This window comes from Shewanella sp. N2AIL, assembly GCF_022690845.1.
Lineage (GTDB): Bacteria > Pseudomonadota > Gammaproteobacteria > Enterobacterales > Shewanellaceae > Shewanella > Shewanella baltica.
The window spans coordinates 1-25,869 of record NZ_JALBYT010000043.1; the positions used below are offsets into that span (position 1 = coordinate 1).

Annotated in this window: 21 protein-coding genes and 1 riboswitch; of the genes, 14 read left to right on the forward strand and 7 right to left on the reverse strand. The window is 48.7% G+C overall.

Going from position 1 to position 25,869, the window contains the following annotated elements; all coding sequences use genetic code 11:
• Positions 1–691: 691 nt before the first annotated feature.
• Positions 692–4,426: a methionine synthase gene (metH, locus tag MO387_RS19140; protein WP_242326458.1), complete on the reverse strand. Its 3,735-nt coding sequence runs from the start codon at positions 4,424–4,426 to the stop codon at positions 692–694.
• 454 nt (positions 4,427–4,880) lie between these two features.
• On the opposite strand from metH, the gene MO387_RS19145 reads away from it, so the two are divergent.
• The 10 genes from MO387_RS19145 to MO387_RS19190 all read left to right on the forward strand — a co-directional run bounded on the left by MO387_RS19145 (position 4,881) and on the right by MO387_RS19190 (position 15,349).
• Positions 4,881–5,600 (forward strand): histidine phosphatase family protein, encoded by a 720-nt coding sequence (locus MO387_RS19145; RefSeq protein ID WP_071940150.1) that lies wholly within the window; start codon positions 4,881–4,883, stop codon positions 5,598–5,600.
• Between the two features lie 204 nt (positions 5,601–5,804).
• Positions 5,805–5,971: riboswitch (cobalamin riboswitch) on the forward strand.
• A gap of 99 nt (positions 5,972–6,070) precedes the next feature.
• Positions 6,071–6,964 (forward strand): ABC transporter ATP-binding protein, encoded by an 894-nt coding sequence (locus MO387_RS19150; RefSeq protein WP_242326459.1) that lies wholly within the window; start codon positions 6,071–6,073, stop codon positions 6,962–6,964.
• A 70-nt stretch (positions 6,965–7,034) separates the two neighbouring features.
• Positions 7,035–8,090, forward strand: a complete 1,056-nt coding sequence (locus MO387_RS19155) for an iron ABC transporter permease (protein ID WP_242326460.1) — start codon at positions 7,035–7,037, stop codon at positions 8,088–8,090.
• A 165-nt stretch (positions 8,091–8,255) separates the two neighbouring features.
• Positions 8,256–9,338 (forward strand): nicotinate-nucleotide--dimethylbenzimidazole phosphoribosyltransferase, encoded by a 1,083-nt coding sequence (gene cobT / locus MO387_RS19160; RefSeq protein ID WP_012586951.1) that lies wholly within the window; start codon positions 8,256–8,258, stop codon positions 9,336–9,338.
• Between the two features lie 106 nt (positions 9,339–9,444).
• Positions 9,445–10,233, forward strand: a complete 789-nt coding sequence (locus tag MO387_RS19165) for an adenosylcobinamide-GDP ribazoletransferase (RefSeq protein WP_028759425.1) — start codon at positions 9,445–9,447, stop codon at positions 10,231–10,233.
• Positions 10,230–10,850: a bifunctional adenosylcobinamide kinase/adenosylcobinamide-phosphate guanylyltransferase gene (cobU, locus tag MO387_RS19170; protein WP_107946667.1), complete on the forward strand. Its 621-nt coding sequence runs from the start codon at positions 10,230–10,232 to the stop codon at positions 10,848–10,850. The genes MO387_RS19165 and cobU overlap by 4 nt, the downstream gene beginning before the upstream one ends.
• Before the next feature lie 75 nt (positions 10,851–10,925).
• On the forward strand, positions 10,926–12,623 hold the full coding sequence (locus tag MO387_RS19175) for a cobyric acid synthase (RefSeq protein ID WP_199908788.1): 1,698 nt from the start codon (positions 10,926–10,928) through the stop codon (positions 12,621–12,623).
• 92 nt (positions 12,624–12,715) lie between these two features.
• Entirely contained in the window at positions 12,716–13,339 is a 624-nt protein-coding gene (gene cobO / locus MO387_RS19180; protein ID WP_107946669.1) for a cob(I)yrinic acid a,c-diamide adenosyltransferase, read from the forward strand.
• A gap of 124 nt (positions 13,340–13,463) precedes the next feature.
• Positions 13,464–14,498: a DUF2235 domain-containing protein gene (locus tag MO387_RS19185; RefSeq protein ID WP_107946670.1), complete on the forward strand. Its 1,035-nt coding sequence runs from the start codon at positions 13,464–13,466 to the stop codon at positions 14,496–14,498.
• A gap of 23 nt (positions 14,499–14,521) precedes the next feature.
• Positions 14,522–15,349, forward strand: a complete 828-nt coding sequence (locus MO387_RS19190; protein WP_107946671.1) for a cobalamin-binding protein — start codon at positions 14,522–14,524, stop codon at positions 15,347–15,349.
• Positions 15,350–15,412: 63 nt separating this feature from the next.
• Here the strand turns inward: MO387_RS19190 and MO387_RS19195 are convergent, their stop codons facing one another.
• Positions 15,413–16,804, reverse strand: a complete 1,392-nt coding sequence (locus MO387_RS19195; protein ID WP_107946672.1) for an NAD-dependent succinate-semialdehyde dehydrogenase — start codon at positions 16,802–16,804, stop codon at positions 15,413–15,415.
• A 136-nt stretch (positions 16,805–16,940) separates the two neighbouring features.
• A complete protein-coding gene (locus MO387_RS19200; protein WP_107946673.1) occupies positions 16,941–18,056 on the reverse strand; it encodes a glycerol dehydrogenase in 1,116 nt (371 codons plus the stop codon).
• Between the two features lie 540 nt (positions 18,057–18,596).
• On the opposite strand from MO387_RS19200, the gene MO387_RS19205 reads away from it, so the two are divergent.
• From MO387_RS19205 to MO387_RS19215, 3 genes are all read left to right on the forward strand, one after another.
• Positions 18,597–19,130: an ATP-binding protein gene (locus MO387_RS19205; RefSeq protein WP_107946674.1), complete on the forward strand. Its 534-nt coding sequence runs from the start codon at positions 18,597–18,599 to the stop codon at positions 19,128–19,130.
• Positions 19,131–19,171: 41 nt separating this feature from the next.
• A complete protein-coding gene (locus MO387_RS19210) occupies positions 19,172–19,567 on the forward strand; it encodes a GNAT family N-acetyltransferase (protein WP_006085872.1) in 396 nt (131 codons plus the stop codon).
• Between the two features lie 185 nt (positions 19,568–19,752).
• Positions 19,753–20,136 (forward strand): MAPEG family protein, encoded by a 384-nt coding sequence (locus MO387_RS19215; RefSeq protein ID WP_011847592.1) that lies wholly within the window; start codon positions 19,753–19,755, stop codon positions 20,134–20,136.
• A 9-nt stretch (positions 20,137–20,145) separates the two neighbouring features.
• Here the strand turns inward: MO387_RS19215 and MO387_RS19220 are convergent, their stop codons facing one another.
• Positions 20,146–21,588: a PLP-dependent aminotransferase family protein gene (locus MO387_RS19220; RefSeq protein WP_107946675.1), complete on the reverse strand. Its 1,443-nt coding sequence runs from the start codon at positions 21,586–21,588 to the stop codon at positions 20,146–20,148.
• 117 nt (positions 21,589–21,705) lie between these two features.
• Between MO387_RS19220 and MO387_RS19225 the strand changes: the two genes are divergently transcribed.
• Positions 21,706–22,164 carry a GNAT family N-acetyltransferase gene (locus tag MO387_RS19225; RefSeq protein WP_107946676.1) on the forward strand — a complete coding sequence of 153 codons (459 nt, stop codon included), beginning with the start codon at positions 21,706–21,708 and terminating at the stop codon, positions 22,162–22,164.
• A 536-nt stretch (positions 22,165–22,700) separates the two neighbouring features.
• Here the strand turns inward: MO387_RS19225 and MO387_RS19230 are convergent.
• The 3 genes from MO387_RS19230 to MO387_RS19240 form a co-directional block, all read right to left on the reverse strand.
• Positions 22,701–23,615, reverse strand: coding sequence for an FRG domain-containing protein (locus MO387_RS19230; protein WP_234420998.1), 915 nt, complete (start codon positions 23,613–23,615; stop codon positions 22,701–22,703).
• Positions 23,616–24,245: 630 nt separating this feature from the next.
• A complete protein-coding gene (locus MO387_RS19235) occupies positions 24,246–24,608 on the reverse strand; it encodes a nuclear transport factor 2 family protein (RefSeq protein ID WP_107946678.1) in 363 nt (120 codons plus the stop codon).
• A 133-nt stretch (positions 24,609–24,741) separates the two neighbouring features.
• A complete protein-coding gene (locus MO387_RS19240) occupies positions 24,742–25,788 on the reverse strand; it encodes a hypothetical protein (RefSeq protein ID WP_107946679.1) in 1,047 nt (348 codons plus the stop codon).
• Positions 25,789–25,869 lie beyond the last annotated feature (81 nt).

Here is a 25,869-nt window from a genome sequence, read left to right on the forward strand (position 1 = left end):
GCGCCATCAAGATAAACAAGATCAGGAACATGAGGCTCAATTGTCGTTGCAGATGATGTAGGTTCTTGGAATAGCCCCTTCCAGGGGCAAGTCAAAGCCGCCTTCTAAGAAGGCGGATTCTTTACTTAACCTATGGTCTATGGGTGATATGCAATATTTCACCGTCGTAATAGTTAACTTTGCTTTGGTTGAGTTGACTCACTTATATTTAGTTTATAGAAGTATCAATAATAAGCTTGAGTCTACTATATAAATTGGTAAGTTGAGGATAATAAGTCTTGTGGCGTTGGCATAATTCTTTCAATGCGAAAAGTTAACTCTAATCTTACAGAAGTTCACCGATCCCCTGCGAAGTTGTCGAAATACGCAGATAAAAATGCCGTGGCGACATCATGGATGATGGCGCAGGCTCGGGGGCACATGGATGTGCCATCTGAGCCGTTAGGCGATTTTTATTGGAGTATGAGACAGGTAACTAATGCATGTAACTTCGCTAGGGGCGGCAAGGGGAGATGCAAGAGGGGGATTGCTGTTGATCCCCTTCTTGCCCTGGTGTGGAATGGAATTCCACGACTTTGATTTTAAATTTAAAAATTAAAACCAAAAAATTAAGGGGTGATGACTCAGCCCCTTAATTCTACGTTTTGCCTAATTCCCCAAGTGAAACTTGGGCATTAACGAGTACCAATGATTACTCGGGATCATAATCCAACACTGGCGCCAGCCACTTCTCCGTTTCCGCAATGCTCATCCCTTTACGCTTGGCATAATCTTCCACTTGATCGCGGCCTATGTTACTCACGCCAAAGTAGCGGGATTTCGGGTGGGCGAAATACCAGCCCGATACTGCCGCTGTGGGGAACATGGCGTAGCTTTCGGTGATGTTCAAGTCGATAGTTTCATCGGGCTTGAGCAAGTCCCATAACAAACCTTTTTCTGTGTGGTCAGGACATGCTGGGTAACCCGGTGCTGGGCGTATGCCTTTGTATTTCTCGCGGATTAAGGCTTCGTTGCTTAACTGCTCGTCGGCCGCATAACCCCAAAACTCTTTACGTACCCGTTCGTGCATCCGTTCGGCAAAGGCTTCGGCCAAACGGTCGGCTAAGCATTTGAGCATGATGGCGTTGTAGTCGTCATGGTTGGCTTCAAAACGCGCCACATGTTCGTCTATGCCATGGCCTGTGGTCACCGCAAAGCCGCCCATGTAATCGGCGACGCCTGAGTCTTTTGGCGCAACAAAGTCGGATAGACAGAAGTTGTCGTTACCGACACGTTCAAGCTGCATCCGCAGGTGATGTGTGGTCATTTCGACTGTGGTACGCGACTCATCGGTATAGAGCTCGATATCGTCGTAATTGACGGTATTGGCAGGGAATAAGCCGATAACTGCTTTTGCCGTGAGCCACTTTTCTTCGATGATTTGTTTGAGCATGGCCTGACCATCGGCGAACAGCTTTTGCGCCTCGACGCCGACCACTTTATCGGTGAGGATTTCGGGGTAATGGCCATGCAGTTCCCACGAGCGGAAAAACGGTGTCCAGTCGATACGCTCAACTAAATCTTCTAACGGATAATTATCAAATACTTGGCGCCCGAGCACGTTTGGCGTGAACGGGGTGTAGTTCGCCCAATCGTGTTGGCAGCTGTTATCGCGCGCCGCTTCGAGTGACACTATCTCTTTGCGTTTAGCTTGGGATAAACGCTTAGTGCGCATGTCGTCGTATTCGGCATAGGTTTCGTCTATGGTCGCTTGGCGAGTCTCGTTGTTGATGAGTTTACTCACCATAGGCACGGCGCGGGACGCATCGGCGATATAAATGGCGCCATGGGGATAATGGGGCGCAATCTTCACCGCTGTGTGGATTTTTGAGCAAGTGGCGCCGCCGATAATCGCTGGAATGGTTAAGCCTTCGCGGTGGAAGGTTTTCACGTTATGCACCATCTCGTCCAGACTCGGCGTGATGAGGCCGGACATGCCTATGATATCGATATTGTGTTCTTTCACGGCGTCGAGAATTCGCTCCACCGACACCATCACGCCTAAATCGAATACCTCAAAACCGTTACAGGCGAGCACCACGCCGACGATATTCTTGCCGATATCGTGCACATCGCCTTTTACCGTCACCATCAAAATCTTGCCATTCGATTGGCCTTCGACCTTTTCCAGCTCGATATAGGGGTTTAAGTAGGCCACGGCTTTTTTCATCACCCGCGCTGATTTCACCACCTGCGGCAGGAACATCTTGCCGGAGCCGAATAAGTCGCCGACCACGTTCATGCCGTCCATCAAGGCGCCTTCAATCACATCCAGCGGACGTTTCGCTTCTTGGCGGGCGGCTTCGGTATCTTCATCGATAAATTCGGTAATACCTTTCACGAGCGCATGGGATAAGCGTTGGCTCACTGGCCAGCTGCGCCATTCTAAATCTTCTTTCTTACCCACCTGTGCGCCATCACCGCGGAATTTCTCTGCGATTTCAAGTAGCTGCTCGGTATTGCTTGAGCCTTCAACTGGGCAGGGCAAGTTAAGCACTACGTTTTCGACCCGCACTTTAAGCTCAGGATCGATATCGTCGTAAATGGCTAACTGGCCCGCGTTGACAATCCCCATGTCCATGCCGACTTTGATGGCGTGGTACAGGAATACCGCGTGAATCGCTTCGCGCACTGGGTTGTTACCGCGGAATGAGAACGACACGTTCGATACACCGCCCGAAATCATCGCGTGGGGCAGGGTGGCTTTAATCGCTTTAATGGCATCAATAAAATCGACGGCATAGTTGTCGTGTTCATCGATACCGGTGGCGATGGCGAAGATATTTGGGTCGAAGATGATGTCTTCTGGCGGAAAGCCGACCTTATCGACCAATACCCGATAGGCGCGGGTACAAATTTCGATTTTACGCGTCTTAGTGTCGGCCTGACCTTGCTCGTCGAATGCCATGATAATGGCCGCCGCGCCGTAGCGTTTTACTAAGGTGGCTTGCTCGATAAACTTGGCTTCGCCTTCTTTGAGGGAAATAGAGTTAACTATGCCCTTGCCTTGAATACATTTGAGGCCAGCTTCGATCACTTCCCATTTAGAGGAGTCGATCATAATAGGTACGCGGCTGATGTCGGGCTCAGAGGCAATCAAGTTTAAAAACTTGTGCATGATCTCTGCGCCATCGAGCATGCCTTCGTCCATGTTGATGTCGATGATTTGCGCGCCGCTTTCGACCTGCTCGCGGGCGACATCGAGCGCTTGCTCAAACTTGCCTTCTTTGATCAACTTTAAAAACTTGGCCGAACCTGTAACGTTGGTGCGCTCACCCACGTTAACGAACAGGGATTGGGCATCGATAGTCAGTGGTTCCAAACCTGCAAGGCGGCAGGCGACGGGGATATTTGGCAACACGCGCGGGTTATGTCTATCGACCGCTTCGCGAATAACGCGGATATGTTCAGGCGTACTACCACAACAACCACCGATAATATTGAGCATGCCTTCGCGCGCCCAATCTTCGATCACATTCGCCATGTCCTCTGGGGTTTCATCATAACCGCCAAACTCGTTTGGCAGGCCCGCGTTCGGATGCGCCGACACATAACATTCGGCGATACGCGATAATTCTTCGACGTACGGGCGCAGTTCTTTTGGTCCGAGCGCACAGTTAAGGCCGATAGATAAGGGCTTGATATGGCGAAGGGAATTATAAAAGGCTTCGGTGGTTTGGCCGGTAAGGGTACGGCCTGAGGCATCGGTAATGGTGCCCGAGATCATGATTGGCAATCTGTCTTTAGAATGCTGACCAAATAAGTCATCAAATACCGATTCAATCGCAAACAGTGCGGCTTTGGCATTTAAGGTATCGAATATAGTCTCGACCATAATGATATCTGCGCCGCCTTCAATCAGCGCCTTAGTGGATTCTCGGTAAGCGCTGACTAACTCATCGAAGCTGACGTTACGATAGCCTGGGTCGTTCACATCAGGGCTAATCGAACACGTACGGTTAGTGGGGCCTAACACACCGGCGACGTAGCGCGGAATGCCTGTGGCAGCAAACACTTCATCACAGGCTTCACGGGCGAGGCGCGCGCCTGTTAAGTTAATTTCGGCGGACAGCGACTGCATGTCGTAGTCGGCCATGGCAATAGTAGTAGCATTAAAGGTGTTGGTTTCAATGATGTCGGCACCGGCGTTTAAGTAGTCGGTGTGAATTTGTTTGATGATGTGGGGTTGCGACAACACCAATAAATCGTTGTTGCCTTTGACGTCAGTGTGCCAATCTTTAAAGCGTTCGCCGCGATAATCCTCTTCTTCGAGCTTGTGGTCTTGGATCATAGTGCCCATGGCACCGTCTAAGATTAGAATGCGCTCAGCAAGCTGTTTACGAATGTCTGCCAATATCTGGCCGGCTTTGGTAGAGGGTATCGTCATAAATAATTACCTTAAATACAGCTAAGTTAAGTCCAAGCATCGACCCTTGTTATGCTAAGTGCAGGGTAAAGCGTGTTGTGCAGTCCAGATATTGGCTCTCGTTATCGACCCTAGTGAGTGATCTAAATTAGCTAACTTAGTTAGGCTAAGTGCATTCCATTCTGCTCGGTCGACATGTTGACTACTCGTTTTAGTTATTTATCGTTAGAGTTTAGCTTTGGACATTTAAACGTATAGACGTCCATAATACGCGACTTATGATTGTCAGGGCAAGGTCAAAATTGACTGACGACAATTGAGTCTTATCACCATTTTTCACCCAGTTTAACGGCTCTTTTTTTAGGGCTAGTTGTAGAGCTAGTTGTTGGGCTAGGGCGTAATTGAGTATATAGGACGACGGGTCTAATGTGGGTTTTCAACAAAATTTGCCACGAGTGATAGACATAGGAATACGATGAAACAAGTTCGATTGTTATTGTTACGCCACGGCGAGTGTGAAGGCGGCACCATTTTACGCGGCCGTGTGGATGTGCCTTTAAGCGAAAAGGGCTGGCAGCAAATGTCGGCAGCGGTTGAGGCGCAGGCAAGTACCTGCAGCGCGATTTATAGTTCGACTTCACGCCGCTGCGGCGAATTTGCCCAAGCCTTTGCCGCCGAATTGCATTCGACAGCGGCATTGATATCTGAGTCAAGGCCATTGCAGGCGCAGTTTTTATCGGGTTTACAAGAAATCGACTTTGGCGATTGGGACGGTTGTCGACTCGATGAGCTGTATCAGCAAGAGGGCGAACGCTTAGCGGCCTATTGGCAAAACCCTTGGCAAACACCGCCGCCCAATGGTGAGACTATGGCAAGCTTCGAGTCGCGGGTGAATGGGGCCATTGACCAGATACTCGCCGCCGAGTTTGAACGATTGACAGTTGACTCACAAAACGCCGAGCTGGCTGTGGGAGCGGGCGTGGCTGCGTGTGAACTGGCTGCCAAAGTATGGGTCGTGACCCACGGCGGAGTGATCCGTCACTTAATGGCGCGCGCCCTTGGGGTTGAACGGGTGGTGGGATTTTACAGTCAACTCGATTTACCCGTGGCGGCCGTAGTGAGCATTAATGTGCTGCAAGATGAACACGGCGTTTGTTACTGGCGTTTAGATTGGCCGAGCGGGCGCTGCGAGTGATCCGCGTTGCCCTAAGGTGAAGATTTTTCTTGTCTTACCAGCGTGATTGTCGATTGCCTATTAAGGTAAATATAGGATAATGCTTTTTCCTGACGTCCCCTGACGCACGCGGCCTTGCAAGGCTGGTGGCAGTGTACCGGATGACGTCACAGAAATAGGTGTTGGGAGTTTTGAGTGGTGCGAGGGTGTTCTGTGGCAACTATTGCCGAGGCACGCTGCAAAGGCTTGAAATCAATCTCAACATAATAGGGAATCGGGGAGCTGCTCGTCAGTCAGCCCGAACTGTGCCCGCAACTGTGAGTGACTTTTTATATTGTTTTCAATACAAAAAGTGACGAGTCAGGAGACCTGCCTATTTCTGTTATCGCTGCGTGCAGCCTTAGTTCTCGAGCGGGTGACTCGAGGGAGCCGATGACAATGTGCACAACCTTTTTTAATTCAGGTTTGGACTCGCTAGGAGCACCACTTTGGTGAAACTCTCTGCCATCCAAACGAGCCATGCTTTGAATGACAGCGACACTCGCCCATCAGCTAGCCAGACGGCCGCGCTCGATGTCAGCCAGTTAAGCTGGTGTATCGATGGCAAAACCATTCTTTCCAATATTAACTTTGCGTTGCCAACGGGGCAGATGTTGGGTTTGATTGGGCCTAACGGTGCGGGTAAGTCTAGCTTGCTACGCTGTTTGTATCGGTTTGTTCGCCCGACTCAGGGCAAAATTACCCTGTTTGATCAAGATATTGAGCGCTTGTCGCCCAAGGCGTTTGCCTGCCGTGTCGCTGTAGTGCAGCAAGACACGCCGCACTATTTTGATTTAACCACAGAGCAATTGGTCAGCATGGGCTTAACGCCGCATAAGGGCATGTTCGATACCAATTCGAGCTGTGATGGCGAGCGCATCGCCAAGGCATTAGAGAAAGTCGGCCTGAGTCATAAGATGCATCAACAGTACGAGCACTTATCCGGCGGTGAAAAGCAGCGTGCCTTGATCGCCCGCGCCATAGTGCAGCAGCCACAACTGCTGATCCTCGATGAGCCAACCAACCACCTCGATGTGCGTTATCAAATTCAAATCCTCGAATTAGTGCGTAGCCTTGGCATCAGCGTGATTGCCTCTATTCACGATCTTAATTTAGCCAGCGCCCTGTGCGACAGTTTGTTGTTGATCCATAACGGTGAAGTCAGCGCTATGGGCACGCCAACTGAGGTATTAACCGAGGCGCGAATTGGCGATGTGTTCGGCGTTTGCGCTCAGGTGTCGACCCATCCACAACATAAAAAGCCCTTAATCAGCTACTTTTATGGCTACCATGATTCGACGCACAACATGGCTGAAACTTTGGCTGAGCGAGGCGAGGGCGGATGATTCAGGGAGTAAACAGCATTTCATCTCACATTTGGGGCGTATCGTGACACCTTTGACGAGACAACAACTGATGCTGGTCGCATTAGGCATAATCACTTTGATAACCCCCATTGCCGCCACGAGTTTTGGCGCAGCGAACATCAGTTTTATGGATGTTATCCAAGTGTTTATCAATAAAATGGCCAACCTCACTCAGGCCAATGGCATGACAGAGCGCATCGTGATGGAGCTCAGACTGCCGCGCATTTTACTGGCCTTTGTGGCGGGTGCGGGCTTGTCCTTGGCGGGTAGTGTGTTGCAAACCGTGACCCGCAATCCGCTGGCCGACCCTTATCTGTTTGGCATTAGCTCAGGCGCGTCCTTTGGCGCTGTGGTGATGTTGACGTTATTCACGGGCTCTGGATTTTTTGAGAATGCGGGTATGGCGGCGAACTCGGGGATTTTTAGTGGTTCGGGCGCCTTGTCTGGTTTGCTTTGGTTTAGCTTGCCCTTCGGCGCTTTTATTGGCGCCAGTTTGTCGGTACTGATAGTGCTGGCCTTGTCTGGCCTTGGGCTCAATAGCCAAGTGGAGCGCATGTTGCTCTCTGGCGTGGCGACCTCCTTTATGTTCGGCGCGTTAACGAGTCTGTTGTTGTATTTCGCCAGTCCGCAGGCGACGGCTTCTGTGCTGTTTTGGAGTTTAGGCAGTTTTGCCAAGGCCAGTTGGTCCTTATTAGTGCTGCCAACACTGGTGATTGGCGCGAGCTTGTTCATTATTTTAGGCATGAAACGGCAGATCATGGCGTTGCAAGCGGGGGATGAAACGGCGCATACCTTAGGGGTGAATGTGCCTAAGTTACGACTTAATATGTTGCTGCTCTGCTCCTTGATTACCGCGATTTTGGTTGCCACCTGTGGCGGTATTGGGTTTGTCGGTTTGATGATCCCCCACACAGTGCGCATGCTGTTTCCTGGTCGTCAGCCGATTATATTAACGGCGCTGGTGGGCGGATTATTTATGGTGTGGATTGATGTTCTGGCGCGCTGTTTGTTGGGCAATCAAGAGTTGCCCGTGGGTATTATCACGGCCGCCATAGGTAGCATGTTCTTTTTGCTGATTTTGCGTAAACGCAGAGTCATGGCGTAAGCACCTAGTCAGAACGTAATCCTAGAGTCATCTAGCAAGCGCAGACTGGCGAGATAATCAGCATTTTTGTTGATATCTGCCCCGCGATTGGAAATGCAAAATTGGACATGTTAGTCATAGACGCAGGATGCGTTGTGGTTATTTAAGATAATAAGTGGAGTGTGGATGTCTCAGTCAGCCGTGTCTTTTCAAATCAGCCCTGTGAGTAAAACGCAGGATCCGCTGATCCAGCAAAAAATTGATCTTAAGACTAAGCCGCCCGGCGCCTTAGGTCAGCTCGAATCCTTAGCCTTACAGATTGCCCGCGTGCAAGCGACTGATTCACAGCAAACGGATCAGCCACAAAATACTGTGCTGAAAATCGTTCATCCAACCATGTTAGTGTTTGCGGGTGATCATGGTATTGCCGCAGAAGGCGTGTCGATTGCCCCAAGCGAAGTGACGCGCCAAATGGTGCAAAACTTTGCCCATGGCGGCGCGGCGATTAATGTTTTTTGTCGGCAGGTGGGCTTTACACTCGAAGTGATCGATTGCGGTATTTTAACGCCAGTCGAAGGGGTTGAAGGCATTATCGATCAACGTCTTGGCGCTGGCACAGGGGCGATTCATTTAGAGCCCGCAATGGCGCTGGAAACCGTCGATAAAGGCTTTGCGATGGCGCGCGATTTGATTGAACGTCACCATCAAGCAGGTTGTAACTTAGTTGCCTTTGGCGAAATGGGCATAGGCAATACCTCAGCGGCGGCGGCCATTATGGCGGCGATCATGCAGCTCGATGTGATTGATTGTGTCGGCCGAGGCACGGGCATTAATAGCGAAACCTTAGAACGTAAATTGATGCTGATAGAGCTGGCGTTATTGCTCCATCAAAGTGCCTTAACTGGGCCAAAATCAGTGTTAGCTTGCCTAGGTGGCTTTGAAATTGTGCAGATGACGGGTGCGATGTTAGCCGCCGCCGAGCGTAAAATGCTGGTGGTTGTGGACGGTTTTATCGCGACAGCTGCGGCATTAGTCGCGGTGCAAATTGCCCCCAATGTGCGCGATTATTTGATTTTCGCCCACCAGTCAGACGAGCAAGGCCATCAGCGGATGTTAGAATTTTTGCAGGCGAAACCTTTATTATCACTCGGGCTGAGATTAGGTGAAGGTACGGGCGCAGCTCTGGCGTTGCCGCTTATTCAAGCCTCAGTAAATTTTTACAATCAAATGGCGAGTTTTAGTGATGCGGGGATTGAGGCTGTTGTATGATGTGCTCTGCTAAGTCGCTTATTTTACTTATTTTAAATAATAACTTTTTAGCCAACCGTTTTAATCTTAAACCTTGCAGCAAGTGTTAATTCACTAAGGATGCTTTATGTCAGAACGCGAAAGCTGGCACAAAGAGATAGATTTGTTTTTAGTTGCCATGGGCTATTTTACCCGTATTCCTATGCCTAAATGGGTCGAAGTCGATAGCGATAAGTTGAATAAGGCCAGCCGTTATTTCGGTCTCGTCGGTCTTTTGGTCGGCCTGTTAAGTGCCATTGTATTTTGGCTGACGCAGAACTGGCTCCCCGCCGGCGTCTCTGTGCTGTTAGCTATGTTGGTTGGCGTCTTGCTCACGGGCGGATTTCACGAGGATGGCCTAGCCGATACCTTCGACGGTTTTGGCGGTGGTTGGACGGCGGAAGACAAGCTACGGATCATGAAGGACTCGCGCCTTGGCAGTTATGGCGCGCTGGCGTTGATGTTGGCTCTGCTGCTGAAATGGCAGTTGTTAGTCGAGTTGGCGCTGTACGATCCTGTGGTGGCGGGCTCGGCGCTTATCGTTGCCCACACAGTGAGTCGTGTGGTATCAGCCAGTATCATCTTTAGTGAAAAATATGTCCGCGATGACGAGACCAGTAAGTCTAAGCCGCTATCGCAACATCAAGGCATTAATGAGCTGCTTATCCTGATCGCCAGTGGCGTATTAGTGTTGTTATTCCTCAAGGGGTTAGCGGCATTGTCATTGCTATTGGTGATGATAGGACTGCGCCGTTTGATCATAGTGATATTTAGACGCCAGATTGGCGGTTACACGGGGGATACCTTAGGCGCGGCGCAGCAAATATCTGAAATTGTGTGTTATTTTGTATTGCTCGTTGTAGGTAACATATTGTGATCCACCTCGTCCTAGGCGGCGCCCGTAGCGGTAAGAGTCGCTACGGTGAAGCCTTAGTGCGCCAGTACACTGCGCTAGGCTTCGATGCCTGCTATGTGGCCACGGCGCAGGCGCTGGATGATGAAATGGCGACCCGTATCGCCAAACATCAAGCGGGACGAACGGACGATGGTATCGAATGGCAATTGTTTGAAGAGTCGCTCGCACTTACGGCACTGTTAAAACGCTTAGCAAAACCTGGGCGAGTGATTTTAGTGGACTGTTTAACCCTTTGGTTAACCAATCAATTACTCGCATCCAGCGCCAAGATTGATGATGAACCAGCATCGACTGAGTGCCATGCGACTGACTTTATAACCTCTGCCAGTTCAATCTCTAACGATGAAGCTTTGGCGAGTTGGCAGGCGGAGAAAAGCGCTTTTGTGGATTCACTTGCCGAGCTCGAAGGTGTGGTGGTGTTGATCAGTAACGAAGTCGGCTCTGGTATCGTGCCCTTAGGTGAGTTGAGCCGACAATTTGTCGATGAAGCGGGCTGGTTAAACCAAGCTATAGCCGCCTTAGCGGACAATGTCACCTTAGTGGTTGCGGGTTTACCCTTGGCACTCAAACCACTTTAATCTAACTCAGTTAAGTGATATTTAGACTGAGCTTTTATCTTTATTCCTGCAAATTAGAATAAGTTTTTTAGCCCTATGCCCTCTCCAAACACAGACAACACAGACTGTGCAACTGCACTCGATAGCGCTAACGCTTTAGCTATTCATTCTGCTGCTAATCTTGCGGTGAATACGCCTGCTGTTAATTCTGCGGTGAATAGGTCTGCTGTTAATTCACCTCGGCGTACAAAAGTCTTGATGGTGCAGGGCACAACGTCGGATGCGGGTAAAAGCACCTTAGTGGCAGGCATTTGTCGTTTGCTCGCCCGAGAGGGCGTAAAGGTTGCGCCCTTTAAGCCGCAAAATATGGCGCTCAATAGCGCTGTAACTATTGATGGCGGCGAGATCGGCCGCGCACAGGCGTTGCAAGCCGTGGCCTGTTATCTTGAGCCCCATACCGATTTTAATCCCATACTGCTTAAACCTAGCTCGGACACGGGCGCGCAAATTATCGTTCACGGCAAAGCCCTGACAACGCTCGAAGCCTCGGCCTTTTTTGGGCCTAAATCTAAGGATTACAAGGCAATGGCGCTCGGTGCTGTGCTGGAATCCTTCGAGCGATTAAATGGCCAGTATCAAACCATAGTGGTGGAAGGCGCGGGCAGTCCGGCGGAGATCAATCTGCGCGAGGGCGATATTGCCAACATGGGATTTGCCGAAGCCGTAGATTGCCCTGTGATCATCATTGCCGATATCGATAAGGGCGGCGTATTTGCCCATTTGGTCGGGACGCTGGCGCTGTTATCTGAGTCTGAACAGGCGCGGGTAAAGGGCTTTGTGATCAATCGTTTCCGTGGTGATATTAGCCTGTTGCAATCTGGCCTCGATTGGCTTGAAGCTTATACGAACAAGCCTGTTTTAGGCGTGTTGCCTTATCTGCATGATTTGCATCTCGATGCCGAAGATGCGCTGATAAGCTCGCCGACCAAAGGCGTGAACAGCCGCTTAAAAGTGAGGGTATTAGTGTACCCAAGGATCAGTAATCACACGGATTTTGATCCGCTGCGGCTACATCCCGATATCGATTTTGATTATGTGTCGTTGCAAACCCAAGCCGCGAGTCACGCCACTCATTTGCCCGCAGCCGATGTATTGATCTTACCCGGCAGTAAGAATGTACGCGCCGATTTGGCCTTTTTACGCCAGCAAGGTTGGGATAAGGATATCGACACACACCTGCGTTACGGCGGCAAAGTGCTCGGTATTTGCGGCGGTTACCAAATGTTAGGTCAAAGCATTGCCGATCCCTTAGGGATTGAAGACTGTGCGGGCGACACCGCAGGACTTGGCTACTTACCATTGAGCACGGAACTTAAAGCCGATAAACAGTTACGGCGGGTGAGTGGTGAGCTAAGGTTACTTGGGCAAACAGTTGCTGTGCAGGGTTATGAAATCCACTGCGGTGAATCACGTTATCTTATCCCTAGGCTTGAACAAACGAATGCGCCCTTGCAGTTAATCCCAGAATCGACAAGCTTAACCGCGCCAGCGATGAGTTTTGCCGATGGCCTGCAAAGTGATGATGGGCAAATCTTAGGTACTTATTTACACGGGTTGTTTGATAGCCCTGATGCCTGTCAGCTGATCCTGCGCTGGGCGGGATTAAACGATGCTAAGACCATAGATATCAATCAAATACGTGAGCAGCAACTCGATCGTTTAGCCGATGTGCTAGTCGAGCATCTAGACATGCAAAAATTACAGACTATTTTGGATGCTGCAGTTCAGCGTTGAATTCGGCAAATAACGGATATTGTGAGAGCGGTATTTAAAAACTAACTATTTATAAAAGCATACATTTTTAGCAGCAGAGTGAAGAGAAGACCATGACAGCACAAAACGACAATGAACAAGCGCAAATCAAGGCCGAACGCCACAAGGCTCGCCAACAAAAAGTGAAAGCCGGTGTGGATGCTAAAATTGCCGCCGCCCAAGAAGAAAAGGGCATTTTGCTGGTATTAACCGGTAACGGCAAAGGTAAATCGACCTCAGGTTTTGGCACAGTGGCCCGTGCCGTCGGTCACGGTAAAAAAGCCGCGGTAGTGCAATTTATTAAAGGCACCTGGGAATGCGGTGAGCGCAACTTACTTGAAGGTGCTGGGGTTGAGTTTCATGTGATGGGCACAGGTTTTACCTGGGAAACCCAAGATAAAGAAAAGGATACCGCCGCCGCTGTGCTCGCTTGGGAAGCCGCTGAAAAGCTGCTGCAAGATGAGTCGATTGACTGCTTGATGCTGGATGAGCTGACCTACATGGTGAGCTATCACTATCTGGATGTGGAACGTGTGCTTACCGCACTTAAAAATCGCCCACCGATGCAGCATGTGATTATTACGGGCCGTGCTTGCCACCGTGCCATCATCGAGCTTGCAGATACGGTCAGCGAAGTGCAGCCGCTGAAACACGCCTTCGAAGCGGGTATCAAGGCACAGCAAGGTTTTGATTACTAATCGAACTTGGTAAAAGTCGGCGCATAAGCGACTATCTGTTATTGGCTGGCAGCTAGGCCTTTAGCCACTACTAGCCGTTAGTCACTTACCGTTCAACGTTCAAAGTGTTCTCAAGGATGATCCTATGAATAAGCGTATCGTGATCTGTGCCGATGGGACTTGGAATCGGCCCGAGAAAGATCTTAAGGTCGATTTCCCTACCAATGTGCTGCGCCTCGCGCGTGCGATTAGCCCCTTGGCTAGTGACGGCAAACCCCAGCAAGTGTTTTACGATTGGGGTGTCGGTTCCTATTACGATGAAGCCATGGGCGGCGCAACAGGGCGCGGTTTGCATAAAAACATCATGGATGGGTATCGCTACATAGTGCAAAACTATTCTCCCGGCGACGAGATTTATCTCTTTGGCTTTAGTCGTGGTGCTTACACAGTGCGTTGCCTGTGTGGCTTAATTAATAACTGCGGCATACTCAAACGCCCCGATGCAGCATTGATTCAGCAAGCCTTCGACCACTATAAAAAAAGCAGTGCGCCCTTTGCCCCTGACGGCGAAAAATCCCTCGAATTTAGAGCTAGATACAGCCATGAATCGCGGGACATCAAGTTTGTTGGTGTGTGGGATACCGTTGGCGCTATGGGGATCCCTATCTCGTTTTTAGGTTTGTTTGAAGATAAAGATGAGTTTTACGACACTAAAATCGGCCGCAATGTTCGCGTTGCCCGCCATGCCTTAGCCATAGACGAACACCGCAGTGACTTTGAGCCCACCATCTGGCAACTGCGCGACAATATGGATATGCAGCAGGTGTGGTTTGCCGGTGCCCATAGCAATATTGGCGGCAGTTATAAACCCGATAAAGACGGCGCATTGCTGTCGGACAATGCGCTGCTGTGGATGATATCCGAGGCGCAGAAATTTGATTTAAGCCTAGAGCCACACTTAGCCGCGAGTGCGCATCCGAGTCCGTTAGCCACCTTGCATGATTCGAGGCGCAGCTTTTATCGGATAAAGCAGGAATACTTGCGGCCACTCGACCCTGAGCAAGTCCCAGTGCTTTTGCATCATTCGGTCAAGGCTCGCTGGGATCAAGATCCTAAGTATCGCCCTAAGAATCTACAAACCTATATCGAACACTATGGCTGGCCAGAGCTGCTAGTTTAACTCTCTAAAAATTAAGGCATATCATGATTAAGCGACACTTAGCTGGACTCGTTTTTGGGCTCAGCTTGTTTCTTCCCCATAGCGTGTTGGCCGAGCCCGCTAAACGTATTATTGCGCTCTCGCCCCACGCGGTAGAAATGCTCTACGCCATAGGCGCGGGCGATGCCATAGTGGCCGCAACCGATTATGCGGATTATCCCGAGGCGGCCAAAAAAATCCCGCGTATTGGCGGTTACTATGGCATTCAAATGGAGCGGGTGATGGAGCTTAATCCCGATCTAATTGTGGTATGGGATACGGGCAATAAAGCCGAAGATATCAATCAACTTCGAACGCTGGGGTTTAACCTATATGGTAGCGATCCCAAAACCTTAGAAGGGGTTGCCAAGGAACTGGAAGAGTTAGGTAAATTAACTGGCCATGTTGAAGAAGCGAGCAAGGCCGCTGCTGCGTATCGCGCCGAACTTATCCGTTTACGGACTGATAATGCCAGTAAATCAGAGCCTAAAGTGTTTTATCAACTCTGGTCTACGCCCTTGATGACGGTTTCTAAAAACAGTTGGATCCAACAAATCCTCAGTGTCTGTCATGGCCAAAATGTGTTTTACGATGCCGCCAGTGATTACCCGCAGGTGAGTTTAGAAAATGTGTTGCTGACCTTGCCCGAGGTGATTTTGCAAAGCCAAGAGGAAGGCAATGTTAAAGGTGTCGATTGGAGCCAATGGCCCGAAATTCCCGCCGTTAAAAATCAGCATATTTATCAACTCAATGCCGATTTATTACATCGCGCGACGCCCAGAGCCTTACTCGGCGTTCAAGCCCTATGTGATGCATTGGATAAGGCGCGTTAAATAAAAACGCCTGACAGATTATTCCGTCAGGCGTTTAGTCAGATGTCGCTATTGTTTAAGGAGTTAGAAAGGTGCGTTTATATCGACCACATCAATCAGCTTGTGGTTTACAAATTCTTTCAATCCTAAATCAATCAACTCGCGGCCATAACCTGAGCGGCGCACGCCACCAAAGGGTAAATCGGCCTTGACCATAGTCGGATGATTAACAAACATCATGCCAGTGGAAACCTGCTTAGCGACTGCAAGTCCGCGTTTAGTATCGGCGGTAAACACTGAGCCACCCAGTCCAAAGGGTGAGTCATTGGCAACGGCAATCGCTGCTTGCTCATCCTTCACTTTGTGGATACTGGACACAGGACCAAAGAATTCCCAATAGTAGGCGGGATTATCTGGCGTCAGATTCGTCAGTATTGTTGGCTGCACAAAGGCGCCTTGCTGCGGCACTTTTGGCCCCACTTCGGTCGCGGTTGCGCCGTGTTTCACGGCATCACGGATTTTCTGCTTCAACTCATCGGCGGCGCCTTGGGAAGACAGCGGTGCCAGCGTGGTGGTGGGATCCATAGGATCGCCCGCTTTTAACGCTTCGATTCCTTTGATATAGCCTTGCATAAATTCATCGTAAATGGCTTCAACTAAGATCATCCGCTTAGATGAGGTGCAGACCTGACCCGCATTCCAATGACGACCAAATACAGCCCAGTCGATGGTTTTGGGGAGCTCGGCGTCTTCAAGTACGATAAAAGCATCTGCGCCACCCAGTTCGAGGGTGGACTTTTTCAGCGCCTTACCTGCCAGAGCCGCAATGTGCGATCCCGCATCTTCTGAGCCTGTGAGGGCGACTCCATGCACTTTGGGTGAGTTGATGATCTGTCCTATTTGTTCTCGAGTGGCGTACAGGTTTTGGAATGCGCCTGCGGGTAATCCGGCATCGCGCATTAGACCTTCAAAAGCGGCGGCGCACTGGGGCACATTAGACGCATGTTTGAGCAGTAGGGTATTGCCTGCAGCAAGCTGGGGCGCGAGGATGCGAGCAATTTGATAATAGGGAAAGTTCCAAGGTTCGATGGCCAGCAATACGCCCAGCGGCTCGTTAACCAGTATCGCCTCACCTTCGGCGGGATCGGCTACGGGCAGTTTTTGCGGAGCTAACAATCGCTCGGCATGTTCGGCGTAGTATTCGAAAATTTGCGCCGACAGTTCGACCTCTGCCTCAGCTTCTGCGGTGACTTTGCCCATTTCTAAGGTCAGCAATTTAGCGTAAGCGGGCTTGCTGTCTCTGAGGATGTGAGCGGCTTTAGTGAGTACAGCGGCCTTGTCGGAAAAAGGCGTGGTTCGCCAGCTTAAAAATGCCTGATGGGCGGATTCTATCGCCTGCGTGACTTCGGTATCTGTTGCATTTGGAAATTCTTTAACTAGCTCTCCCGTAAAGGGATTGATCGTTGCATAAGCCATATGTTCCTCCAAGCGTTCAACGAATAGAGAGTAAATGCCAACTCTTGGCATCGAGGGTGGAAATATCGTGTCTGTTGTTATCTCCCTTGCCATCTTGATGACCATAGAGGTGAGGCAAGGGAGTGATTGATGAGCTTTAAACCGCAAGCTTTTTATAGCGTTCAGCCATGGCATTGGCGGCGATCATGGCTTGATAGACATCGTCGGCGGTTAACTGCATCGGCATATTGCCCATAGTGTCGCCTTCAGCGCAGGCAATCTCAGCCACTTTGCGCCACTCTACTTCGACAAAGGTTTTTAGCCCCAAATCGGCGAGCGTGAGCGGCAGTCCCGCGGTTTTGATGATGTGAATGACGTTATCGATTTCGCTTTTTGGGGCATTTTCGAGTACTAGCTGGGTGAGCAAGCCAAACACCACTTTCTCGCCGTGCTGGGCTTTATGTAGGTCAGCTACTGCCGACATACCATTGTTCACAGCATGGGCTGCGGCTAATCCGCCCGCTTCGGCCCCGACACCACTGAGATAAATCGTCGCTTCAATGGTTTGCTCAAGTGCGGGGGTGACTATCTTGTTTCTCACCGCATCCATAGCGGCTTCAACATTTTCAGTCAGTAATTGATAGCAAAGCTGCGCTAATCCCAGCCCAGTGCGGGAAGGTTTTTTCAATACAAGATTGACGCCATCGGACTGATAACAGGCGCGGGCTTCAAAGTAAGTGGCCAGTGCATCGCCTATGCCTGCTGCAAAAAATCGGGCGGGAGCCGCGGCGATAATGGCTGTGTCGGCAACAACAGCATCAGGATTTTGTGGCAGAAACAGATAGCGTTCAAACTCACCGGTTTCGGAATAGATCACGGCAAGTGCCGTACATGGCGCATCGGTTGAAGCAATGGTTGGGTAGAGCACCACTGGTCGTTTTTGATAGAAGGCGACGGCTTTGGCGGCATCTAAGGTTTTACCCCCGCCAACTCCAACAATTACATTGGTATGATGCTGCTCTGCCAGCGCACCTAAGCGCTTTATCTCGGCTGCGCTGCACTCATAGTTGAATTTTTCGAGATGGCTGCTGATCCCATTTTGATCCAGCCCTGCGACCGCTTCATTCTCAACTCGGTTGAGGATAAATTCATCGCAGATGATAAAAGCATTGTCACCAAAGTCCTTAACATAATCATGCATTTGAGCTAATAGGCCCTTGCCGATAATGAATTTTTTAGGGGAAGTGACGGTACGTGGAACGACAGTGCTCATAGAGCCTCCTTTGCACTTATGACGGTTATCCTTTCATGCTTACCCTAGCATACGCTTAATTTATCGTCACAGCATGAGTGGTGGTAATATTTTTATTATGCAGCGTAAATTACTACTTTAGTGCTTAATTATTAGGTTAAAAATGTGGTTTGTTATTTTATTTGTCGAGTTAAATGCTTAGGTTTTTCTTTCTGGTTTTTTCTGGTTTAAGGCAGCGGCGAGGGCTCAGAGAGCGAGGCGAACTCAGTTGGTGAAGAGATGTAAGACTGAGCGGGCGAATAGATTTAAGATTGAGCAGGTGAGCGATGTAAGACATCTAATCAAGTCATGAAAGCTAAAACTGGATTGTGTGAATAGCGGAAATGCCTGCTGTGGAAACACAGCATAGTCATTAATTTAATGGGAATTCATTACCTTAAACCCGCCCTAAGCCTTGCTCGCTGTTCATGCTTTATGTGATGCTCTGTACTGTCGTTAATTTGTGTCCTCGCTAGATGCAATCGTTAGCTGAGATAAAAGATAAGTAATCAAGGAGTGAAGATGACAGAGCAGAATGCGTTAGGGCAAGAGGTCAGTAAAGGCACATTAATATTCCTCTGTGGCAAAATGGGCGCAGGTAAATCCACCTTATCGCGACAACTCGCCGAGGCCGAAAACCGCGTTTTAATCTCGGAAGATGAATGGCTGGCGGCGCTGTATGCCGATGAAATTAAAGATTTTGATACTTACCTGAAGTATTCCGCTCGTCTTAAGCCCTTGCTTAAAAAGCATGTGCAGGAACTGCTCTGTTCGGGTGTATCTGTGGTGATGGACTTTCCCGCGAATACGGTGAATCAACGCCTGTGGTTTCGTAGCATTTTTACCGATTGCGGCGCCCCCCATAAGTTGATGCATCTGAATCACAGCGATGCGCTTTGTTTGAGCCAACTCGATAAACGCAGACAAAGTCACCCTGAGCGCGCTATGTTCGATACCGAGGCGATGTTCTGGCATGTGAGCGGTTATTTTCAGCCGCCGACTCTGGATGAAGGCTTTGATCTTGAGGTGATTGAAAGCTTAGTGACTGAAGCTTAGTTACTGAAGCAAGCGACTGAATAAAAACAATAGGGAATATCATGTATCAAGTGCTTGAAGACGTTGCCTCAGCCAATGATTTTATCCGTTTACGGCAGATTTCGGGGTTAAGTCCTAGACCATTGGCGGGCGCTATTAAGGCTTTACCTAGGAGTTTATATGGCGTGCAGATAAAGCTTGCCGATCAAACTGTGGGTATGGGACGTGTGGTTGGGGACGGCGCACTGAACTTTGAAATTGTTGATATTGCGGTCGATCCCGAGCACCAAGGCAAAGGCTTAGGACGGCTGATTATGCAGCACATTATGGCCTATCTAGATCGTGAGGCTTTTGAAGGCGCCTATATTACCCTGATGGCCGATGTGCCTGAACTCTATGAAAAGTTTGGCTTTAAATTCAGCCGCCCCGCAAGTGAAGGCATGTACATAGTAAAATAACGCTGTTAACCCATACACTTTTAACTAAAATTCTCGTAGCGGCACTCGCAACAGGCTCGTCGCTGTAGAGCTTAAACAGCAGTACTCGCAGTCGCAGGGCTAAAACAGCAGAACTAAAACAGCAGAACTAAAACAGTAGAGCTTGAATAACAGAACTCGAACAACAATCAAAGGAAGCTTAACCTATGAATACTTTACTTATTTGCCTATTTGTCGCCATGTTATTGCCGTATCTGGCGAAAGGCCCCGTCGCTTGGGCGATGGCCAAGGCGGGCGGTTATGACAATAATCATCCCCGCGCCCAGCAAGCACAGCTAACCGGTTTTGGTGCTCGCGCCTTGGCGGGGCATCAAAATGCCTTCGAGTCCCTGTTAGTGTTTGGTCTGGCGGTATTAGTGGTTATCGCCACGGGCAAAGTGAACCCCACCACTGAGTGGTTGGCAATTACCCATGTCGCCGCCCGCTTTGTGTATCACATCCTATACCTTGCCAATAAAGGCACCCTACGATCCCTCTCATGGTTTGTCGCTATCTTCAGCGCCTTCGGGATTTTCTTTCAAGCTTTTTAATGCTTGATATTAAAGGTTCTGGGCGAGCTTTTTAATATTTTCCCGCAGCTCATCGGGCGTATGGGCCGCATAACCCAGTAAGATCGCTTGCCTTGGATAGCGCGTTTGGCAATATCGAGACAAAGGCTGCGCCCCTAAACTGAGTTGGCGGCATTTATTGATTACTTCGTCTTCGGTCAAGCCGCCTTTTAGCCAACACACGAGGTGAATACCTGAATCTGAGATCTGAACTGACAATTTGTCGGGCAGATACTGCTCAATTGCAGTGATTAACGCCGTTTGGCGCGCTAAACAAGCTTTTCGAACTCGCCGAACATGCCGCGCGTAATGTCCCTCTGCGATAAACAGCGCCAATGTGGCTTGTTCTAGGTAAGCCGTGTGCGAGTCGGCGTAATGTTTGGCAAGGTTAAAGGCGTCCACCAGTTTAGGCGGAACGACGAGAAAGCCGAGTCGTAGCTCTGGTAATAACATCTTGGAAAAGGTGCCTGCGTAGATCACCCGCTGTTGTTTATCCAGTCCCTGCAATGCCTGTATCGGGCGGGCGCTATAACGAAACTCGCTATTATAGTCATCTTCTAAAATCCACTTATTCTGCTCAGCGGCCCAATCGAGTAAGGCTAATCGCCGTGGCAGACTCAAAGTTCCGCCGAGGGGGAACTGATGCGAAGGTGCGGTAAAAGCCAGTTTCACCGAGGGCCATTGCTGTATCGCCTCGGCTATCTTTGTGCCTTCATCATCAAGGCTTACGGGGCGGACTTGCAGATTTTGCGAGAGAAAAGCGCCTAAGGCGCCGTCGTATCCGGGTTCATCGAGCCAGACTTCATCTCCCTGTTGTAGCAGTACCTGTGCCGTGAGATTAATGGCTTGCTGAGTGCCATTGACTATGATGATTTGCTCGGGCGTGCAATTTAGCCCTCGGGTTGAACGGGCATAGTCGCTGATCGCTTCGCGCAATGGTAAATGCCCAGCACTATGGCTATGTTTCCCCTGCGTTTTGCGCGATTGTCGCCAGACTCTACCTAACAGGCGGCCCCAAAGTTGGTGCGGGAAAAGATCAACACATCCCACGCCAATGTTGAACATGCTGTGGCGGGTATTTCCCTTGTCCCTCAGTCGCGCCATCTCCAGCAACTGTGGATTGAGTTCCAATGCAGAATCAAAGGCTTGAACGCTGACATCACTGCGGTTTGGGATAGCGATCAGTTCGTCGGGAATCGTATCAGACACATAGGTGCCCGAACCTGGCTTAGTCAGCAGGTAGCCTTCATCAATCAGGCGATCAAACCCTTGCAGTACTGAGTTTCGCGAAATCTGCATGGTTTCCGATAAGGCTCTGCTGGAGGGCAGCTTCATTCTAGGATGCAAGCGTCCATCGAGAATCGCCTCTCTAAAGGCATGGTATAGCTGGTCTTTGAGTTGCAAGTGAGGGAAGTTAGATTGTGATTTTTTCATAAGCCAAACTGGTACTGCAAAAAATACAAAAAGTGTACCTTATGTGGTACCGCAATTGAATCTAGAATCCGGTTTCAGCAAATCTGATGACTATATTCATTTCCAAGGAGCGAGCCAATGTCAAACCCACCACCAACGGTTACCATTGAACAGGTTAAAGAAACAGACTTTTCACTCTGGTTACCACACTGGCGTGATTACCAGACCTTTTACAAAGTGGCACTTTCGGAGGCGATCACCCAAACCACTTGGCGTCGGTTTTTTGATAGTCAAGAACCGCTTTATTGCGCCGTTGCGAGGGAGGGCGAAAACCTGCTTGGCTTTGTGCACTTTGTGTTTCATCGTTCCACTTGGGCGGAAACTGAGTATTGCTACCTTGAAGATCTGTTTGTCGCCACAGCGGCGAGGGGCAAGCTTGTCGGTAAGCAACTGATTGAGTTTGTTCAGCAAGCGGCAAATGAGCGAAACTGTGCACGTTTGTATTGGCATACACATGAGACGAATCACACAGCGCAAAAACTCTATGATTGGATTGGCCAAAAGTCCGGCATGATTGAGTATCAAATGCCACTTTAGCTGCTTCGGCATCTGTTATCTGTCGCTTGCTGTGCTAACAATTGAATCCGAATCCTAATGCTAAAGGCTTTCAGCATTAGGATTAGATCTCTATGACTTTGGGTTGTCTTTCAATACCTTTTCTATCGCCTTAAATTCCATGTTGTGGAGGGCGTTATCAATCCGCTGAAATCCATGTGATATATGCATTTCACTTAGAAAAATCAAAGTCGTGGGGCTTCACCCCACACCCGACCAAGGAGGACTGCTCGTCCTATCCTCCTTGGATGCTCCATGACGCCCCCAACGGAGTTGAAAGCCCCTTGTGCTCATTGGCAAATTTGCTATCGCTTCCGAAGGATGCGTCCCTGCACCTGCGAAAGCTAGCCAGCCATCCATGGCTTGGACTCACGCAATTTGCCTATTCACCCTGCGGCAACTCCGAGGGGATGGTGTATTCCTTTGACTCTGGTGTTATTGGTAAATCATTAAGGCATTAAAGCTCTATAAGTCCAGTTTATTAATTTAGATAGCTGCAAAATATTAGTTAGCTAGAATTACCACTTCTGTTCAAACAGTGAATAACTTTTAATATGTTTTGTTTGATATTCAAGTTCAGGAAATAAAGTTGCTTCGTATATTCCGCAATATTTAAGTTCATTTAATATATCTTCCTTGAACTTAGCTGGGATAATGAAGGAACGTGAAAATTTATCAAATTCATCGTTAACTTTAACATATTGTTGGTTATACAATATTTTACCTGTATGGCAGGTAAAGCAACCTTGTTGTGTGACTAATCGTTTGTTAAGGCGTTTTGGTGTGTACATGAATCCAGCATGTTTTATTAAACGGCCTGTTCCACTGCCTTCGGTGTTAAAACTTAAATTAACTCCTTTATTCGATAATGGACCGTGATACTTTCTCTCTAATGCTAAAAAATCATCAAAACGTAATTCATTAAATAAAAGCTGGTCATTTAAAAATTTAAGATGATCTTCGCGGATGGAAGATGCTGCCTGTTCAAAAATATTGTTAAAGTCATCTGCATCGTTATATTCTATTAATTTTGTTAGAAATATTTTGCCAAAATCAAAGTTGTAATAATCGAAATCAAATATATCGTCTACAAAATCGGGTAAAAAAAATATTTTACCATCAAGGTCATTTTCTGTTGAGCACGCAAAATAAAGAGCAACTAATACATTTTCCGTCCAATCAAGAAGTCTTGTAGGTAACCCATAATGCTGGGCATAAGTGAGAAGTTCCAAAACATCAGTATGACGTTCTCTTGCTTCTGGATGCATCCTTACGAACTCATCGATAAGCATGTTTTCATTGTAGTATTTGCCGTCTATTGGCCTAAATAAACTAGGTACAAGATTGTGGCGTGCGTTAGATTGGCCCCTAAACCACCATTTCTTCGAGTTATGTGAAGTTTCTGTCTTTGCTAATTTAATGGCATCAGCCACACACGCTATTACTTGCTGGTTTTTTGTATCCGAGTTCGACAATTTGTAACTCCTAAACTTGGCTATTTAATAAGAAATACGATGAGTTTACTCATAGAACTCGACAACCGAGCTTTGCAAAAAGATGGTTCTGGTGCAACTTCTTTTAATTATTAAGATGAGTTGTCACTATCTTGAACTACAGGAATACGCTATTCCCTGCGAAGTTGTCGAAATACGCAGATAAAAATGCCGTGGCGACATCATGGATGATGGCGCAGGCTCGGGGGAACATGGATGTACCATCTGAGCAGTTCGGTGACTTTTACTGGGCGTATGATACTGGTTACTAAGGTGTTTACGGAGATATGAGTCATTTAGCTACAGACATACTTAAGTGTTGGCGAAATTAATCACTTGCATGTAAGTGACCGTTGGCGGCATGGATGCCGTCGTCGAGCCCTCAGGGACGAGTTTATGGCGTGTCACTGGAATGAAAGTGATTAATTCTATGCATAAAAGATAAAGCACTCATCACTCTTAAAGAGGGGATTGCTGTTAATTCCCTCTTGGTCGACTCTTGATTAACAAATCAGAGGTGAAGCCCCACAACGTTGATTTTATCTTTTAAAAACAATGATAAAAAACCAATCAGTTGGTTGCAAAACTCCACATGGCTTGAATCAATCCATCAGAGACTTCAAACACCACCATCACTTCAAAGGGTTCATCCCTAATCCCGCTGATGCGTTCGTGATCGACGACTTTATTGCCCACCACCATACGGCTGACTATTTCGGCATGTAAGTTGGGCAGGTTAAAGCGTTCATTCTGATAGAAGTCACTAAAAGCGGCTTTACCTTGGATGACGGGCGCTGTTGCGGGTGGACGATAGATGCACACATCATCACTAAACTGGGCGACAAACGTAGTGAGATCGCGCTGGTTGTAGGCTTCAAGCTGGGCTTGCACTAAGGCTTCGGGTGTCGCTATTTTTGCGGTTAAATTGCTCAAGGATTATTCCTTACTGAAATGAATTAGCTCGAAATGCATTACTGTGTAGGGAGGGAAAGATCGCTTGCCGTCGCGCTTACGCTCATCGCCATGACTACTTTCTTTTCCTCTAGTATTTTCTCAGTTAAGTACACTATTCCAACAGCTTAAGCTGTGTTTGTCCCCATTGTGTGGCGAAAGGCATTGCCTCCTGCGGACTCAGGACAAACTCCTGTTCGCATCCATCGCCGCGGGGCATTTCCCAGAACTTGATGGTCTTTGTCTCAAGGGTGAGCTGATAATATCCCGAGCCATCTGATGAGGGGCATTCTGGGTCTAACTCTTTACCTGCAAACAATTTTTCCCTTAATGCTTGGGGTAAAGGATAGCTCATACCATCGAGCATGCTTTGCGGTTTGGTATCGGCGAGAAACCATTGCCACGGGTGGAAAGGTTTGCCATCGCTAAGAGAGAAGCTGACAAATTCTTGGCTGATGCCATTAGCGCCATAACCTGCGGCCCAGCGATATAGGCGCACACTGAGCCAATGCTGATTAATAAAAATCGGCTCGGCAAAGGTTTCGTCAGTCACAAAACTGCCCATTTGTGCCAGCATTCTGCGGCGAGTGTCAAAGGTTTGTGCTAGCTGGGCTTCATCGGTGAGCTTATGTTCAAGCCATTGATTAATAGCCAAAATCCCCGTTTGTGGGCCTTTAAATTCGATACCCACATCTGTGCCAAACGTCAGTGGGCGATACTCAATATTTTCATAGGTTTGCCATTTCCCTCGGCTGAGTTTAGGCCTTGTTTCTAGTGGCAGGTTATAGGCATCGGCGCCGCAATCTTCTACATCATCTGGGCTGGTTTCTCGCTCAAGTTGCACGGGTAACGATTTACCCGCGCTATCTTTAAACCAATGGCCGCTCAGTTTTTGTGGCGTGACAGTATCAAACTGCCAGTTTCCCGTGTTGCCTTCTTCTTTCCACAGTTCATCTTGCTGCTCGAGTCTTATTGGCGTTAAGTAGCGTTGATAGTAATAACTGCCTGTTCCATATTGATTAAAGCAGACTCTGACTTTGCTTTTGCCTAATTGTCCCTGCCAGATCCCCGTCAGTTCATTGGCCGCAAAGGAATGTAATGGGAGCGTAGAAGCAAGCAACAGGCTTGAGGATAAAACCGAGAATAACATCCTTGTTTGCATACATATTTTCTCTTAAAAGGTAATAAGTTGGATTGAAAATCAAAATGAACCTAGGGTGTAAAAAAGGTCGCCCGTAGGCGA